Annotated in this window: 15 protein-coding genes; 10 read left to right on the plus strand and 5 right to left on the minus strand. The window is 72.1% G+C overall.

All coding sequences use genetic code 11. From position 1 onward, the window contains the following. Positions 1 to 229 precede the first annotated feature (229 nt). Positions 230 to 949, minus strand: coding sequence for a Pr6Pr family membrane protein (locus ACQZ2A_RS08325; protein ID WP_430209432.1), 720 nt, complete (start codon positions 947 to 949; stop codon positions 230 to 232). A gap of 422 nt (positions 950 to 1371) precedes the next feature. Further along, the gene (locus ACQZ2A_RS08330) at positions 1372 to 1767 is read right to left on the minus strand and encodes a hypothetical protein (protein ID WP_430209434.1); all 396 of its coding nucleotides are present in this window, start codon (positions 1765 to 1767) and stop codon (positions 1372 to 1374) included. A 646-nt stretch (positions 1768 to 2413) separates the two neighbouring features. Between ACQZ2A_RS08330 and ACQZ2A_RS08335 the strand changes: the two genes are divergently transcribed. Together ACQZ2A_RS08335 and ACQZ2A_RS08340 are read left to right on the plus strand one after the other, a co-directional pair. After that, the gene (locus tag ACQZ2A_RS08335; RefSeq protein ID WP_430209436.1) at positions 2414 to 3373 is read left to right on the plus strand and encodes an anti-sigma factor RsbA family regulatory protein; all 960 of its coding nucleotides are present in this window, start codon (positions 2414 to 2416) and stop codon (positions 3371 to 3373) included. A gap of 390 nt (positions 3374 to 3763) precedes the next feature. After that, the gene (locus ACQZ2A_RS08340; RefSeq protein WP_430209438.1) at positions 3764 to 4144 is read left to right on the plus strand and encodes a hypothetical protein; all 381 of its coding nucleotides are present in this window, start codon (positions 3764 to 3766) and stop codon (positions 4142 to 4144) included. 1427 nt (positions 4145 to 5571) lie between these two features. Here ACQZ2A_RS08340 and ACQZ2A_RS08345 read toward each other — a convergent pair. Both ACQZ2A_RS08345 and ACQZ2A_RS08350 read right to left on the minus strand, forming a co-directional pair. Further along, the gene (locus ACQZ2A_RS08345; protein ID WP_430209440.1) at positions 5572 to 6828 is read right to left on the minus strand and encodes an amidohydrolase; all 1257 of its coding nucleotides are present in this window, start codon (positions 6826 to 6828) and stop codon (positions 5572 to 5574) included. Between the two features lie 114 nt (positions 6829 to 6942). Beyond that, positions 6943 to 7548: an NADPH-dependent F420 reductase gene (locus tag ACQZ2A_RS08350; protein ID WP_430209443.1), complete on the minus strand. Its 606-nt coding sequence runs from the start codon at positions 7546 to 7548 to the stop codon at positions 6943 to 6945. Between the two features lie 134 nt (positions 7549 to 7682). Here ACQZ2A_RS08350 and ACQZ2A_RS08355 point away from each other — a divergent pair, with 134 nt between their 5' ends. The 6 genes from ACQZ2A_RS08355 to ACQZ2A_RS08380 all read left to right on the plus strand — a co-directional run bounded on the left by ACQZ2A_RS08355 (position 7683) and on the right by ACQZ2A_RS08380 (position 13186). Further along, the gene (locus ACQZ2A_RS08355) at positions 7683 to 8882 is read left to right on the plus strand and encodes a sensor histidine kinase (RefSeq protein WP_430209446.1); all 1200 of its coding nucleotides are present in this window, start codon (positions 7683 to 7685) and stop codon (positions 8880 to 8882) included. After that, a complete protein-coding gene (locus ACQZ2A_RS08360) occupies positions 8879 to 9592 on the plus strand; it encodes a response regulator (RefSeq protein ID WP_430209448.1) in 714 nt (237 codons plus the stop codon). Before ACQZ2A_RS08355 ends, ACQZ2A_RS08360 begins: the two co-directional genes overlap by 4 nt. Before the next feature lie 109 nt (positions 9593 to 9701). After that, positions 9702 to 10622, plus strand: coding sequence for an ABC transporter ATP-binding protein (locus ACQZ2A_RS08365; protein WP_430209451.1), 921 nt, complete (start codon positions 9702 to 9704; stop codon positions 10620 to 10622). Then, on the plus strand, positions 10619 to 11476 hold the full coding sequence (locus ACQZ2A_RS08370; protein ID WP_430209452.1) for a hypothetical protein: 858 nt from the start codon (positions 10619 to 10621) through the stop codon (positions 11474 to 11476). Before ACQZ2A_RS08365 ends, ACQZ2A_RS08370 begins: the two co-directional genes overlap by 4 nt. A gap of 76 nt (positions 11477 to 11552) precedes the next feature. Next, complete coding sequence (locus ACQZ2A_RS08375; RefSeq protein ID WP_430209454.1) at positions 11553 to 11984, plus strand: hypothetical protein; 432 nt, start codon at positions 11553 to 11555, stop codon at positions 11982 to 11984. A 632-nt stretch (positions 11985 to 12616) separates the two neighbouring features. Continuing rightward, complete coding sequence (locus tag ACQZ2A_RS08380; RefSeq protein ID WP_430209455.1) at positions 12617 to 13186, plus strand: hypothetical protein; 570 nt, start codon at positions 12617 to 12619, stop codon at positions 13184 to 13186. Positions 13187 to 13209: 23 nt separating this feature from the next. Here ACQZ2A_RS08380 and ACQZ2A_RS08385 read toward each other — a convergent pair whose 3' ends face one another. Beyond that, a complete protein-coding gene (locus ACQZ2A_RS08385) occupies positions 13210 to 14007 on the minus strand; it encodes a hypothetical protein (RefSeq protein ID WP_430209456.1) in 798 nt (265 codons plus the stop codon). 128 nt (positions 14008 to 14135) lie between these two features. Between ACQZ2A_RS08385 and ACQZ2A_RS08390 the strand changes: the two genes are divergently transcribed. Both ACQZ2A_RS08390 and ACQZ2A_RS08395 read left to right on the plus strand, forming a co-directional pair. Continuing rightward, positions 14136 to 14813, plus strand: coding sequence for a response regulator transcription factor (locus ACQZ2A_RS08390; protein WP_430209458.1), 678 nt, complete (start codon positions 14136 to 14138; stop codon positions 14811 to 14813). Position 14814: 1 nt separating this feature from the next. Beyond that, positions 14815 to 16188 (plus strand): sensor histidine kinase, encoded by a 1374-nt coding sequence (locus tag ACQZ2A_RS08395; RefSeq protein ID WP_430209461.1) that lies wholly within the window; start codon positions 14815 to 14817, stop codon positions 16186 to 16188. Positions 16189 to 16237 lie beyond the last annotated feature (49 nt).

A 16237-nucleotide genomic window follows, 5' to 3' on the forward strand; every position in this document is an offset into this window, starting at 1 on the left:
AGGCACGGTGGCCTCTGGCGTCAGCCCGGTGGCTGCCGTGGCCGTCACGCCCCGCCGAACGAGCTCGCGGCCCCGTCCAAACGGAGAGCGTCGACCCAGGCCGCAGGCCGGTTATCATCATCGACAACCGCGGACCGACTCCGGCACGCTCGGTCGGTCGGTCCGGCGCTCGACACGCCGGACGCGGCTTTCCAGGCGGCAACCTTCTGGGGCTCGTGGCTCAGATGCGCTACGCAACCGCGTTCTTGGCAGCGGCCGACGAACGGCGCCGCAGCACGACATCGATGCCCCAGTACACCCCGGCCACGACGACGCCGAACACGAGGATGAGTGCGAGGGTGAAGGTGACGGCGCCGTACCCGTGGACGGTCACGTTGGCGAAGTCATAGGGATAGGCGCCGACGACGGCACCACGCGCGAGCATCCACGCGATCCACCCCAGGGGCAGCGCGAGCGACAGGACGACGGTGCGCGCACCGATCCAGCCTCGGGGCCCGTAGGCGAGCCAGACGAGGACGGTCAGCAGCGGAGTGAGCACGTGGAGGATCGGGTCTGTCAGACGGGACCAGCCCACGACCGTCGTCGTGGGCGCGAGCAGCACCTGGTAGACGATCGCCGTGATGGTGATCATCAGGACCGCATCCAGCCGAAGCACCCGCTCCGGTGTTGTCCCGCGCGCTCCTCGAGCAACGAGGGAGGCGGAGATGGCGACGACGATGTTGGACCAGATCGTGAAGTAGCTCAGGGTGTCCGCAACTCGTGAGAGCACCCCGGGAGCGCCGGCCGGATGGACCCCGTACATCCCCGCAACCGGCGCCGACGCGACGTATCCGTTCGCGGCGGAGATGGCGACAGTGAGCGCGACCCCCACCCAGGCGACGAGGGCGTTGAGGAGGAACGCACGACGGGCCGCGCGTCCGTCAGTGTCCGAGCCGAGGAGTGCAGCCACGACCCGAGTATGCCCCCAGCCCGCCGCACCCGTCGTGCGGGACGGCTGGCACCACGCGGAGGCGGGCGCGCGTCAGGCTGGGGGCCACACCACGCCCCGGGGGCCGTCGCGGTCTTGGGGTGGGGCGCCGATGGTGCGGGAGGGTTGACGCCCGAGGCGTAGGACGAGGAGAGGTGGGGGCGCTCGAGCGGTGGTGATCAGGACGACCGGGGAGGTGGGGGCCCAGAGCAGAGGCAGTCCGACCTCACCCGCCGCTGGCGGTACGCCGTCAAGACATCAGAGCGGACCGGACCACGCTCGGCGCGAACGACCAGCGGGGTGAGCACCCGGCCCGCGTCGTCTGGCGAGGGTGGGGAATCGTCTTGAGCGGGCTCGCCCGTGTGGGTGCTGCTGGCGCGGTGGGCGCTCTCTGTGAGAAAGGCTCACGGCGCGCGGTGACGGCCTTGGTGAGCTGCCGGCTCGTCGACAGCTGCTCCTCGGACCAGGTGGGCCAGGCTGGCAAGGGTCCGTGCGAGATCCTGCAGTAGCCCGTCATCCATCTCGATGAGTCGTAGGCGCGTCGCTCCTTCCCGGCACGCTCGCAGCTCGGGTGACCACGAACTGACGTGACCTGGCTCTCGAGCCAGGACGGGCAGGTGCACGACGATGTCATGGCGGCCCTGCTGGACCGCAGCCAGCAGTCGGATGCGCGGGTCCACACCGTCCAGGTCGACGCAGCATCCGAGCTCGCCATAGTCGTTGATGACGGCGTTTGGAGCGGACTGCGAGGCGACTCGCCGCACGGTGCGGTACAGCACGGTGAGCTTCTCCGCATCCACGCGCGGAGCCTAGGGGGTGCAGGGAGGGCTTGTCAGCCCTCCGGGACGCGAGACCCTACGACGGACCCGTGGCTAGGGCGCCGCTGGGTTTTCGGTGTGTCAGTCACAGGCAACGCCTGGCAACCGCCAGGGGTGCGTCAAGGCAGAGGCGAGCGTGGACGGACCGCAGACGGTGGTCGACGATGCGTCTCGTGGAGGTGGGGCCTCTCCGCCGCGTCGGAGAGGCCCGAAGTCCGGTCGTGGCGCGGCCCCCCGTGACTGCGACGAGCACCGCGGTGCCGCGACGTGAGACCAGCTAGGGGCCGCCCGCCGGAACCGAAGAGCGGGCGCGACGGGTGCCTGCGTGAGCGAGGGAGACCGAGAGCGCCGTCAGGGTCACGGCAGCCGGAGACGTTCGCGTGGGGTTCGACGAAGCGGCCGGCGTTGCCCACAGCGCTCCGGCGTGGCTCTATCGTGGTGCGCGAACCTCGGGAGGAGGTCCGATGGGCTCACCGACGGCGAGGCCTTATCTGCCGTGTCGTCGTCCCGTCGAGTCCGGGGTGCCGGGGTCGTGCGTCGGGATGGCGGCGCTGGAGTGGTGGACGCCTCGCCGTGGTCGCGCAGAACGCATCATGCGTGTGCGCCCTTGCTGGAGCGGACGACGCCGATGACGGGCCACCCGGTCGCTGCCGGCTGGTCGGAGGGGGACGGTTACCACCACGGCGCGGCGATCTATTCCTCGGACGAGCAGTTCGTGGATCAGATGGGCGTCTTCATCGGGGACGGGATCGCCCGCGGCGAGCCTGTTGTCCTCGCGCTGTCGATGGAGCAGGAGGCGCTGCTGACCTCGGCGGGTGTTGGATTGGATGCGCGGAAGCTGGGGGCGAACTACTACCGCGACCCGTTGAGCGCATTGAGCGGCTATCGCACGTTGGTGAGCGACTACATCCAGGCAGGGTCAGCGCGGGTCCGGCTGGTGGGCGACCTACCGAGCCACAACATTCAAGCGTGGGATGGGTGGGCGCGGTACGAGGCCTCGTGCAACCACTTCTTGGCCGACCTTCCGGCGCTTGCTCTGTGCACGTACGACACTCGGACCTCGACGCCGATCGTGCTGTCGGACGCGGCCCGCGTGCACCCGTTCCACACTGCATCCGACGGTCGACAGGTCTCCGCCAGCGAGTACGTGCCCCCGGTGGCGTTCCTCGAGGAATGGACGGGACGAACGACAGACCGACTGGAGGTCACCGCCCCCGCTCTGGTTCTGACGGATCCCGTGCTTGGTGCGGCGCGGCAAGCGGTGGCTCGCCTGGCAACCCGTTTCGGTGTCCCGGAGAGCGGGTTGGTGCTGGCGGTGAGTGAGGTTGTGGCGAACGCGCAACGTCACGGTCGCCCCCCGGTGACGGTCCGGGCCTGGGGCTCTCCGGGGAGGGTGGTCGTGACTGTCACCGACGAGGGTCCTGGGCCCACAGACCCGTTCGCGGGGCTGCTGTCTCCGGATCTCGAGGCCACTGACGGACGTGGGCTGTGGATGGCCCACTACCTTTGCGACGTGGCCGCCATTTCGTTGGTTGAAGGACGATGCACCGTCCGGCTCGTCGCGTCAGCCGCAACACCGGACTTCTAGGCCTCTTCGGGATCGACTCTGTGCGAGGGTAATTCGCCATGTGAGGCCGGCGGCTGGCCGCTGGGCGGCTGTGTGGCCTAGCCACGAGCCCTCGCGCCGGCCGTCGACGTGACCACGACGCCGCAGGCCAGGCTCTGGCATGCTCGCATCCCGCGTACTTCAGATCCGCTGCCGCTCTCGCCATTCGGGTCATGCGGGGCCCGACGTCGTCGACGGCGGTCGAGCTCCGTGTGCGTGCACGAAGTGCGGCCGCAGAGGGGACCGAGCCCAGCCGCCGATCTCCCGGTCTACGGGGGACCTGGCAGCACCGGTCCGTGGTGCGTCGAAGCGGGCTCGCTGGCGATCCGGACGGGCGACGCGCACTTCTCAGGGATTCTCAAGGGAGCCGGCATGGCCCAAACTGTCGTCGTGACTCGTGATGAGGTTCGCGCGCTGCTGGTGGCGTCGTCCGGGCCCGCAATCGCGACGTGCCTCGCCGCACTGGCCGCGCCGGACACGGACCTGGGCGCCGGCATCCTTCTGGACCATCACGTCGACAGCGCGCACCTGCTGGCCACACTTCGCAGGCGCTCGCAGCAAGCCGAAGCCGTCGGGCTGACCACGATCGGGCTGGAAGACGCTGCCACTCAGCTGGCCGCCACACCCCACGAGAACGTTCGGCTGATCACGATTGCCGCGCGTTCAGGTCTGCCCTGGTGCCTACTTCTCCTGGCACCCGACGAACACGCGGTGGTTGCGGCGTTCGTCGTAACGCGGCAGGTGCGCTCTTGAGCCTGCGGGTCGCGAAGGGGTCGACCGCGGATCCAGCCCGAACTGCCCCTCGAACACTCGACTGAAGCATCAGGGGCCCGATATAGCAGGGTTGAGGCGGTGGTGCGACACCGACCGGCCGGGTCGGCTCTGCTCGAGGCTGCAGATGGTGGTGGATCCCTCCGAGGACGCCGTGGCCCCGCTCCCTCTGTGCCTCCTCGGGAGCTCGCACCTGCTCGAGGACCGAGCCCGGGGTGGACGTTGTATTAGGCCCCTTCGGTGAGCCATTGACGTTACGGGGAGTGCGCGCCACCCTGTTGCTCATGGGTCACAGCCCGGGGATGCCGGGAGACGCGCGGTTGCTCGTCCTCGAACGAGGGGCCGTCCGGCCCTCGAGCGGTTGGGGCAGCTCAGGAAGAGGCAGGGCTCTGCCTGGGCCCATCCTCGGGACATCGGGCCGCACGCGGCATGCGTTGGTGTTCGCGGCGTTGCCGACGTCGCACTGGACGGTGCGCAAGAACAGCGCGACGTGGGGGTTGTACCGGTCGGCTCTGCGACGTCCGACGAACCGGCTGTTCCGCTCCGCAGGCGAGCGGAGGTGGCACCGGCTTCGTCGGTTCGACACCATCGGCCTGCGCGCACAGCCGCCGCACGGAGAACGGTGTCCGCGAGGTGGTGTGCTGGTCGGAGCGGTCGGTCAGGTGGCGTGATGTGGTGGGAGCAGGGAGTGTTCTATCTGGGTGTTCTCGCGGTTGCTCTGGCGATCTACTGGGGGGTCATCGCTGGCTCCTGGCGGCGACACCGTCGGCCGCCGCGATCGGCAAGACGGTCGGTGCGGACGCGAGGCCAGACCGGGCAAGGCGGAGTGTTGGTGACGAGTCCGCTGGTGAGGGTTGCCGGTTCGTCACGGTGGTTCCGCGTAGAGGTCACCAATGCCGGTTCGCAGCCGCTGACCGACGTCTCCTGCTGCCTCCTGAACGACGACGGAGCCGTTGTGTCGGCGCCTGAGCCTCCGGGTGTGTACCTCGGATCTCTGCTTCCTGGTCAGTCCGCGAGCGCGGACCTCAACGTTCCAAGGAGGTTCGCGTGGGAACGTCCCGCGACGGTGCGCTACGTGTATCGGAGCGTCGACGGGAACAAGCGAACGTTCCTGTCGAAGGCCCGTCTGCTGGAGCCCAGAGCGGACGAGAACGATGAGGACAGCGCAGATCCGTGGCCGCACGACGGCGGTTGGGTGGACCGTCCGCGCCCGTGGCGAGCCGACGGTCGCTGGTGACAGCGTCTGATGCGTCCTCAGAGTTCGCGACCGCCCCGCGAGGCGACGGCAACGCCGAACACCCCACGCGTCCGTCGGTGTCCGGCCCGGTGAGTCCGAACGCGACCGCATCCGGACGAGGCCTCCTCGGCGCCTGTGACAACCGTTCCCCCGACCGTCGACGCAGAGGACGTCATGCAGGCCCGGCGAGCCAGGCCCGGGCTGCCGCGGTCAGTGCCCGGACACCGATCGTGATGGTGGGTTGAAGGACAGGGGCGTAGGAGGGGGAGTGGTTGGAGGGCTGTATAGCGGTGATGGCTCGGACGTCCTCGGCGGAGCGGGCGGTGGCGAACAGTGCGGGGTCAGCGCCGCCGAGGAGCCAGAAGGTCAGGGGGGCGTCGACGGCGTCGGCGAGGTGGGGGACGTCCTCGCTGCTCGGCAGGGGTCCGTGGTCGACGACGTGTCCGGGGCCGACAACCTGCTCCAGGGCGGCGACGGTGCGTTCGGTCGCGGCGGGGTCGTTGGTCAGGGTGGGCGCGCTCTCGAGATGCTCGATCTCGGGCGGTCGAGGCGTGCCCGCGGCGGCCGCCTCGCCGGCGACGACCCGCTGCAAGGCGGTGAGTACCCGATTGCGGACCTCCGGGGTGTAGCTGCGGATGTTGACGAGGAGCTCGGCGCTGTCCGGGATGATGTTGGCCTTCGTGCCGGACCGGGAGGCCCCGACGGTCAGGACGGCGGTGTCGGCGGCGGGGACCTCGCGGGAAACGATGGTGTGCAGGCGTTGGACGGTGCTCGCGGCCAGCAGTACCGGGTCGACCGTGGTCTCGGGACGCGAGCCGTGCCCGCCGGCGCCGTGCAGGGTGATGCGCAGGCTGTCCGAGGCCGCCCAGGATGGCCCGGGTCGAAGGCCGAGGTATCCGGCCGGAAGGGGGGCGACGTGCTGGCCGAGGACGACGTGCGGGCGGGGGACGCGGTCGTAGAGCCGGTCGTCGAGCATGGCCTGGGCGCCCTGCGCGGTCTCCTCCGCGGGTTGGAAGAGCAGCACGAGGGTGCCGGCCCACTGGGCGCGGGTCGAGGCCAGGGTGGCTGCCGCACCGAGCAGGCAGGTGACGTGCATGTCGTGCCCGCACGCGTGCATCACCGGTACCTCGGCGCCGGCGGCGTCGGTGGCGCGCGCGGTGCTCGCGTACTCGAGGCCGGTGGCCTCGAGCACCGGGAGGGCGTCCATGTCTGCTCGCAGGGCGATCACCGGGCCGTCGCCGTTGGCGAGCACGGCGGCGACGCCGGTCCCGCCGATTCGCTCATGCACCTCGTAGCCGAGGCCCCGGACCCAGGCCGTCACGATCTCGGCGGTGCGACGCTCCTGGAAAGACAGCTCCGGGTGCCGGTGCAGGTCACGGTAGAGCTCCTCGAGCCGAGGCGTCAGGTTCGCAGGCCAGCTCGGGTCCATCTGTGCCCATCCCGTCGTCGAGGCCACCACCTGCCTTGAGCATGTTCCGCTCCGGCCGGACACGCAAGGCATGGACGCTGCCGCGCACTGCGGGATGAGCCGGCCGTCGCCTCGTCAGCGCCTCAGGAGTCGGAAGGCGTGATCCCAGGTGCCGTAGCGCGCGCCGTACAGGACCCAGGCGAGACACATGGGTTCGAGGTAGCGGCTGACCTCGATCCCTCCGAGGTCAGCGACGTCCCATCCTGTGGCCCCGAGGAGGTCGCTGACCACCGTCTTGGCCGCGTCGTCGTCCCCGCCGATGAACATCGACGGTGGGCCGGCGGGAAGGTCGGGGTCGACCATGAGGGCGTTCCCGACCGTGTTGTAGGCCTTGACCACGAAGCTGTCGGGGATGGCCCGCTGCACCTGCTCCCCGAGCGAGTCGGTGTGCCCGACGAACAGCTCGGGCCGCCCGGCGGAGAAGTCAAGGGGGTTGGTGGTGTCGACCACGACCTGACCCGCGAGCGGCTCGCGCAGGGAGGTGACGACGTCAACGGCGGCCGTGCCGAGGACCGACAGGAAAACCAGGTCTGCGCCGGTGACGACCTCGGCCGGCGCGCCCACCGGCAGGTCCTCGACCCGCTCCTGCCGCGTGCCGATCCGGACGTCGTGACCGTGCCGGGCCAGTCCGCGGGCCAGGCTCCGACCGACCTCGCCGCTGCCGAGGATGCCGATGCGCATGCCGCCACGATAGGCCCGCCCGACCGCCCACGCCATGGCGTGGCGCTCACGGGCGGAGCGCCGCGCGGCCTGTCACCGCCTGCGGAGCGCCGTGGGTCGGGGGAGTCTCGCCGGTGGCGGCCTACGCTGCCACCATGACCTCGGGACTGCGCGGGTGGATGGCAGGGCACCCGCGGGCGGTCGACGCGGGGATCGCCACCGCCGTCTTCGTCTTGTCCCTCCTGGCCGTGCCCGCGACGCCCGACACGGTGGCGGTCACCCTGCCGCCGGCCACGCCGACGGTCGTGGCCCTGCTGGCGGTCGGCTGTGCTGCTCTGCTGCTGCGGCGCATCCGCCCGGTGCTCGCGTGGGTCATCGCGCTGACGGCGGCCGTCGTCCCCATCCCGTCCGTCGCGGTGGGGCGCGGCCTGCCGGCGGCCGTGGCCGCGCTCTACGCGGTGGCCGCGCACGGTGGCCGGCGTGCCGCGCTGGCCTGCACCCTCGCGACAATGGGGCTCACGCTCGTGCTCCTTGACCGCGGAGGGTTTCTCGCGGCTCGCGATCCGGTGTCCTACGCCGTGATCGCGTGGTGCGGCCTGGCGGCTGCCCTCGGTGACGCCGCCCGGAGCAACCGCGAGGTCCTGCGCGCCGCCCTCGATCGGGCCCGTCAGGCGGAGGAGAGCCGGGAGCAGGAGGCGGATCGGCGCGTTGCCGCGGAGCGGCTGCGCATCTCGCGCGAGCTGCACGACGTCGTCGCGCACCACCTCGCGGTCGTCAACGTCCAAGCCGGCGTCGCCGAGCATCTCGCGGCGAGTGACCCCTCGGCGGCAACAGCGGCGCTGGCCCAGGTGCGCGCCGCGAGTGCCCGGGCGCTGCGCGAGATGGGTGCGCTCGTCGGACTGCTGCGCAGTCCAGCGGAGCCGGCCGAGCCGGCTCCGACCTCTCCGGCGCCGCGGGTGGACGACCTCGGCGCCCTCGTCGAGGCCGCGCGTTCCGGTGGGCTCGAGGTCACCTGGACCCACGAGGGGCCACCGCTCGGCGGCACCCCCGGCGATGATCTCCACCTGTACCGGCTGGTCCAGGAGGCCCTGACCAACGCAGCCCGCCACGGCGCTGGGCGGGCGGTCATCAGCACGCGGCAGGCAACGGACCGCGTCGTGCTCGAGGTCGTGAACGACGTGACCCCGCCCGGCCCGACCAGCGTGCCGGAGGATGTGCCGGCCGAACCTGCTGGAGGGCACGGGTTGGTGGGGATGCGGGAGCGGGTGGCTTTGGTGGGCGGCGTTCTCGAGGCCGGGGTTGTCGATGGACGGTTCAGGATCCGGGCCGTGCTGCCCGTGGGGGAGCGGGGGTGAGCGGCGAAGCATCGCGTGGGGCGACGAAGGACCCGGGGCGCGTCAGTGTTGTCCTCGCCGACGACCAGGCGCTCATCCGGGCCGGTTTCGCGGCGCTCATCGGGTCCACTCCCGACCTCGTGGTCGTCGCCGAGGCCGCGAACGGGCACGAGGCCGTCGCCGCCGCGCGGTCCCTCCGTCCTGACGTGGTCCTCATGGACGTCCGCATGCCCGGCCTGGACGGCCTGCGCGCCACCGAACAGATCAGTGGTGACCCCGACCTCGACGGCGTGCACGTCCTCGTGCTGACGACCTTCGAGGCCGACGACCACGTCCTGGCCGCCCTGCGCGCCGGGGCCGCGGGCTTCCTCGGCAAGGACGTCGGCCCGGCCGCGCTGCTCGACGCCCTGCGCACGGTCGCCGCCGGGGACTCGCTGCTCTCACCGAAGGCCACCCGCAGTCTCATCGCGCGCTACCTCGCGACCCCGATGGCGGCCAGCCGCGACGTCACCGACACCGCGCTCGCAGCGCTCACCGACCGCGAGCGCGAGGTGGTCGGCCTCGTCGGGCACGGGCTGAGTAACGACCAGATCGCCCAGCGGCTGGTCCTGTCGCCGGCAACCGTCAAGACGCACGTCAACCGGGCGATGGCCAAGGTCGGCGCACGCGACCGCGCCCAGCTCGTGGTCCTGGCCTACCAGACCGGTCTGGTCCGCGTCGGCGAGGGCTGAGCGGTACCGCGCCTGCGGTACGTCGAGGACACCCCACCGGGCTGACGACGACGACCGCGCTCCGGTCGCAGGATCAGTCAATGGTCTCCTCACTCCCCGGGCGCCTGCGATGATCGTCGTTGACTCCCTCGTCAAGCGCTACGGCGACACCACCGCCCTCGACGGCATGAGCTTCACCGTGCACCCCGGACGGGTCACCGGTTTCCTGGGCCCGAACGGGGCCGGCAAGTCGACGACGATGCGCCTCGTCCTCGGTCTCGACCGCCCCACGTCGGGGCGCGCCACGGTCGACGGACGCGACTACCGCGAGTCCCCGGCCCCGATGGCTCACGTCGGCGCCCTCCTCGACGGCAAGGCGTTCGACCGTAGCCGTTCGGCTCGCAACCACCTGCGCGTTGTCGGTGCGGCCATCGGCGTGGGCGCGCGCCGCGTCGATGAGGTGCTTGAGCTGGCCGGTCTGACCTCGGTGGCGAGCCGGTCCGCTGGTGCGTTCTCCCTCGGGATGGGCCAGCGTCTCGGGATCGCCACCGCCCTGCTTGCCGATCCACCGGTCGTCATGCTCGACGAACCCGTCAACGGTCTGGACCCGGACGGCATCACGTGGATCCGCAGGTTGGCTCGCACGCTCGCCGACGAAGGTCGCACCGTCCTGATCTCTTCACACCTCATGAGCGAGATGGAGCTCACGGCCGACCACCTCGTCGTCGTCGGCCACGGCAAGGTGCTCGCCGACACGTCCATGCGCGACTTCATCGCCGGCACGTCCGGTGAGCTGGTCGAGGTCAGCAGCCCGCGGGACGCCGAGCTGGCCCGCCGGCTGGCTCGTCCCGGGGTCGAGGTGACCGCAGTCGGCGGGGGAGGCCTCGAGGTCCGGGGGATCGCGGCGGCTGACATCGGCGACCTCGCGGCCGAGCACGGCCTACCGCTGCACCAGCTGACCACCCGGCGGGTCTCCCTCGAGGAGGCCTTCATGACCCTGACCCGCGACGCCGTCGAGTACCGCGGCGGCACAAAGGAGAGTGCCGCATGAGCACGCCGAACGCGGCCGCACCACCGGCCACCACCCCTACGACGGCCGCCGCAGGGCTCAGGCTCACCGGCACACGCCTGCTGAGGTCCGAGCTGCTGCGGTTCGTCACCGTCCGCTCCAACCTGCTGACGCTCGGGGCGCTGGCCGCGCTCATGGTCGTCATCGGGCTCGTGGCCTCGGCGACGGCAACCGGCCAGGTGGAGTCGGTCGCACCCGGCGGTGGTCCGGGACCGGGGTTCGCGGGCGGAGACCCGCTGACGACGGTCCTCGCAGGGCAGACGCCCGGGGTCCTCGTCGTCGGCATCCTCGGGGTCCTCGTCGGGGCACGGGAGTACGGCAGCGGCATGATCCGGACGACGATGGCCGCAGCACCTCGGCGGATCGGTGTTCTCCTGGCACGGATCGGGGCGTTCCTGACCGTTGTCCTGCCCGTCGTCATGGTCGCCACGCTCGCGGCCTGGGCTCTCGGAACCGCGGTGCTCACGGCAGGAGACGCGGACGTGGCCGCCTGGTCCGACCCGGGTGTGCCGCGGGCCGTCATCGGGACCGCGCTGTACCTCACCGGGATCGGCGCACTCGGGGTATGCCTCGGGATGCTCACCCGCAGCATCGGGCAGGGCATCGGATGGCTTGTCGGTCTGGTCCTGGTCGTCCCGGGGTTCGGTGCCCTGCTCCTCCCGGACGACTGGCAAGACGCGCTGCGCTACCTCCCGTCCAACGCCGGCGCGGCCTTCACCTCGATCACCGAATCCGCCGACCGGCTGGACCCGGGCCCCGGGGCCCTCGTGTTCGGGACCTGGCTCGCCCTCGCCGTCGGCGGCGCGCTGGCCGGCCTGCTCCGTCGGGACGTCTGAGATGCGCGCCCGAGGAGTCGTCGCGGACGGGTAGCAGTACTCAGGCGTCAGTCGGCACCACGCGGGACCCTCGGGCATGACCTTCCTCATCGCCCTCGTCCTGCGCTCGCTCGCCCTCCTGGGCATCGCCTGGGGGGTGCTCGAGCTCGTCGACGCCACCTCCGGCCCGGTCATCGGCGCGAACATCGGGGCCGGTCTCGCGGCTTTCGGCGCGCTCGCGCTCGCCGCCGGCTTCGGAGGGCTCGTCGACGGCCGGTACCGGCCGCCGCTGCGCTCGGCCGCCGCGCTCTGGGGGCTCGTCGGTGTCGTGGTCGCGCTCGGGCTCCCCTTCCTGCCACAGGGGGGCCCCGGTCCCGAGCTCACGGTCTACGTGGAGGACCTGCTCGTCCTCGGCTGGTTCGACCTGCTCCTCGTCCTCGGGCCGGCCGGACTCGGGCTCGCGCTCGGATACACCACCCGCGGGTCGGGGGCGCCGGGTGCCGCTGGGATGACCGAGCGGCCCTCCTGACGGGGCAGGCCCCAACCGGTCGGTCTTGACACGCGACCGGCCGCGGGATGGGGTGGTCATGTGCCGGTTCCCCTGCCCACCCCGGCGGACACGTTGCTCACCCCGCCCGACCCCGCGGAGGTGGGGATGATCTGGCGGGGCCTCGTGGCGGCCGTCGGTGGCACGGCGGCCGGCCTCTCGCCATTGCAGGACGTGCTGCTGCGAGCGGTCACGTCGTCGATGACCGGCGTCGACGACCTACCAACCCCGGAACCGTTGTCGCCGAACGGCTTCGCCATGGCGATGGCCCGTCGCAACCGGGCCTTCCGGGAGCGCGTGGGGCAGGTGATGCTCCTCGGCGCCCTCGTCCGGCGACCGCCTGACCCGCAGGCCATGTCCCGCGTCGCGCGCTTCGTCGAGGAGCTCTCGCTCGACGGGAAGCTCCTCGACGTCGTCGCCTCGTTCTCCGACGGCGGGTGGGACCTGGCGGTGCGCGACTTCGACCGGCTCGGGCACCTCGGGGCCGCCGACCCCGGCTCGCTGCTCACCGACGCTCCACCCACCTCGGCGTGGGTACCGAGCGAGGCCGACGCGCGGCTCGTCGCTCGCTGGCGGTCCCTGGGTGACCTCCCGGCCGGGACGATCGGGAGGGGGTGCACGACTTCTACCGGTCCCGGGGGTTCTCCTTCCCCGGCGCGGCGGGATCCGCGCCGCCGCTGCTCGCGCAGCACGACTGGGTTCACGTCCTGGCCGACTACGGCACGACCGTGGACAACGAGGTCGAGGTCTTCGGCTACATCGCCCGGGCCAACGACGACCCCCGCGCCTTCAGCCTGCTCGCGATGGTCGTCTCCCTCTTCGAGACCGGGTTCGTCGAGACCGGCCTGGGTCTCTTCGTCGCCGATCCCGGGCATCTCGCCGCACGGGGGATGCCCGAACGGCTGGGCGACGCCATGCGCCGGGGTGCCCTGACCGAGGGCAGCCACGACTTCCTCGCCCTCGACTGGTTCGAGGTCGCTGATCGACCCCTCGAGGTGGTTCGCCGCGAGCTCGGGGTGCCGCCGAAGGCCGCGTCGGCGGTGGCCCGGGGGAGCCGGGGGCCGTGGCAGGACGGTGGGATCTCGCAGTTCCAGGTGGCCGCCGGGCGGGCCCGGGCGACGTCGGAGGGATGGGACTACGACGCCCTCGGGGTCCCGCGCCCGCAGCACGCGCGACACCGGTAGGGCCGCGCGTGCCGGGTCGGCTCTCAGGGGTGGGTCACCCCGGTGAGGACGACCGTTCCGATCTCGGGGGAGAGGTCGACCTCCATGACCGGTCCGAGACCCCGGGCGTAGAACTTGTTCTCGAGCAGGTCCGCGTGCAGGGGTGTGGTGTTGGCCGTGTGCAGGACGTTCCGGTAAAGCGTCGTGCCGACCCGCAGCGGCTCGCGCGTCGACAGCACGCGCGCCTGGTCCTCGGCGACGCCGGCGCGGTACTCCTCGCGATACCCGCAGTCGGGCACCGGACGGGCGGGCACCGCCACCCCGGCCTGGGCGCCGTCCTTCCCGTGCTCCCATGACCCCTCGGTGCTGACGACCTGACCGTTCTCGAAGGTCTTCGTCGCCTCGCCCAGGTACCAGATGCTGCCCCCCTTGTCTTGGGCGTACCAGTCGTAGGTGTCCTCGACGAGCTCGCCGCCGGAGCGGACGCTGTCGTGGACCACCCGCGCGGTGACCCCTTGGATCACCCGCGTGCGGTTCGTCACGGTGATGGTGACCCGGGCGGTCTCGCCACCTGAGGTCTCGGTGTACCGCCAGGTCGTGCCCGGGCGCATCGGCCAGTAGGGGTTGTCGATCCGGGTCGTGAAGTCCGCCGGGTCGAGGTGCACGGGGCGGCTGCCCTGCGGCAGCCGGTGGCCACCGGGCTGACGGCAGGACTGGCCGTGGTGCTTGCCGTGGGAGCCAAGGGCTGCCGATGCGGGAGCGGCGGCCGCGACGCCGGCCACCAGGGCCGTTGCGACCAGGAGAGTGCCTGCACGGTGGGTCGGGCTGCTGGAGAACGACATCGGCTTGATCCTTTCGAAGAGCGCCGGTGTGACGCGGGTCGGGGAGCTCCACGATGGACCGGACGCGCTGAGGCGGCCCTGAAGCGCGGCTTCAGCGGGCCTTCAGCCGGCCCGTGGGACGCTGGGGCATGCGGATCCTCGTCGTGGACGACGACGTCCGGGTCGCGTCCGCCGTGCGGCGCGGCCTGGAGGCGGAGGGGTACGCCGTCGACGTGGCCGGCGACGGGGTCGAGGGCCGCTGGCTGGCGACGGAGAACAGCTACGACGTGCTCGTCCTCGACGTGATGCTGCCCCTCGTCACCGGCGACCGGCTGTGCGCCGATCTGCGCGCCGCAGGGAACTGGACACCCATCCTCATGCTCACCGCCCGCTCGGCGCCCGAGGAGGAGGTGCGCGCCCTGGACGCCGGCGCCGACGACTTCCTCGCCAAGCCCTTCTCCTACGTCGTGCTCCTGGCCCGGGTTCGGGCGCTCGTCCGGCGCGGGACCCCGGAGCGCCCGGCCGTGCTGACAGCGGGCGACCTGCGGCTCGACCCGGCCTCGCGCCGGGTGCACCGTGGCCCGGTACCCGTCGAGCTCACCCCGCGCCAGTTCGCGCTCCTGGAGTTCCTCATGCGACGCGCCGGCCAGGTCGTGTCGAAGGCGACGATCATCGAGCACCTCTGGGACTTCGCCTACGAGGGCGACCCAAACATCGTCGAGGTCTACGTGCGCCAGCTGCGGATGCGCATCGACGAGCCGTTCGGGCGGCGGAGCATCGAGACGGTGCGCCTCGTCGGCTATCGCCTCGACCCGAACGGCGGCTGAGGTGCGCACGCTGCGCGCGCGGACCACGCTGCTCGCCACCGCGGTCTCGGCGGTCGTGCTCGCCGCGCTCGCGGTCCTCCTCCTCGCCACCCTCGAGGCACGGCTGACCGAGGGCGGTGACTCGGTATCACGGCTCCGGGCGCGCGAGCTCCTCGAGGCCGTCGCGGCAGGGGGTGTGCCCCGCGTGCTCGACCAGCCGGACGACGAGTCGGTCTCCCAGGTGCTCGACCGGCACGGGATCGTGCTCTCCTCCTCCGACAACATCGCCGGACGGCCTGGCCTGGTCGCGCCGCTGTCCGCCGCGGCCCCGCTCGCCGTGCGCACCGTCGACGGCCCCGATGACCGTGAGACCGAGAACTACCGCCTCTGGGTGGGTGCGCGCGACACCCCCGACGGCCCCGTCACGGTGGTGGTCGGGCGAAGCACCGAGTCGGTCCGGGAGGCCGGCGCCACCCTGCGCGACACCCTGGTGGTCACCCTCCCGGTCGCCCTGGCCCTGCTCGCGGCGGCCACCTGGTTCGTCGCGGGCCGGGCGCTGCGCCGCGTCGACGCCGTCACTCGGGCGGTCGACGCCGTGACGGAGGTGGGAGCGGGGCGCCGGGTGCCGGAGTCGGGCGTCGAGGACGAGGTCGGCCGGCTGGCCCGGACCATGAACACCATGCTGGCCCGGCTCGACGACTCCTCGGCACGTCAGCGAGCCTTCGTCGCCGACGCGTCACACGATCTGCAGAGTCCGGTGACGGCCCTGCGCGCCCGGCTCGAGGTGGCCCTCGCGCACCCCGCTGCGGTCGGGACGACCGAGCTGGCGGAGGACGTCCTCGGGAGCGTCGGCGAGATGGAGTCGCTGGTCGGCGCACTCGTCGAGCTGGCCCGCGGCGAGCGCATGACCCCGGTGCGTCGGGAGCCGCTCGACCTGGACGCCCTCGTGCTCGAGGAGGCGTCTCGCTGCTCGGCGGGCAACCGCGTGACGATCGACACCCGGGCGGTATCCGCGGCGCCGGTGCTCGGTGATGCCAGGGACCTGCGCCGGCTGGTGCGCAACCTCCTCGACAACGCGGTGCGGCACGCGTCAGGACGGGTGGCGGTCCGGCTCCACCTCGAGGGGGGCTCCGCGGTGCTCGAGGTGTCCGACGACGGTCCCGGCGTGCCGTCCGCGCTGCGCGCCCAGATCTTCGACCGGTTCACCCGGGGCGACCCGACCCGGGTCCGGGATCCGGCGCATCCGCACTATGGACTCGGGCTGGCTATCGCCGCGGCGGTTGCGGAGCGCCACGACGGTCTGCTCGAGCTCGTCGGCGACCAGGGGTCGGCCTTCAGGCTGCGCCTCCCGACGACACCCGGCCCGGGGAGACCAGCGGACGCCACGGCTCAGTGAGCGCGGACGGGCCTCGAGATCGTGGCCGACAGGGGTGGTCCGGACGCGG

The sequence above is a fragment of the Phycicoccus avicenniae genome (assembly GCF_050496545.1).
Lineage (GTDB): Bacteria > Actinomycetota > Actinomycetes > Actinomycetales > Dermatophilaceae > Phycicoccus > Phycicoccus avicenniae_A.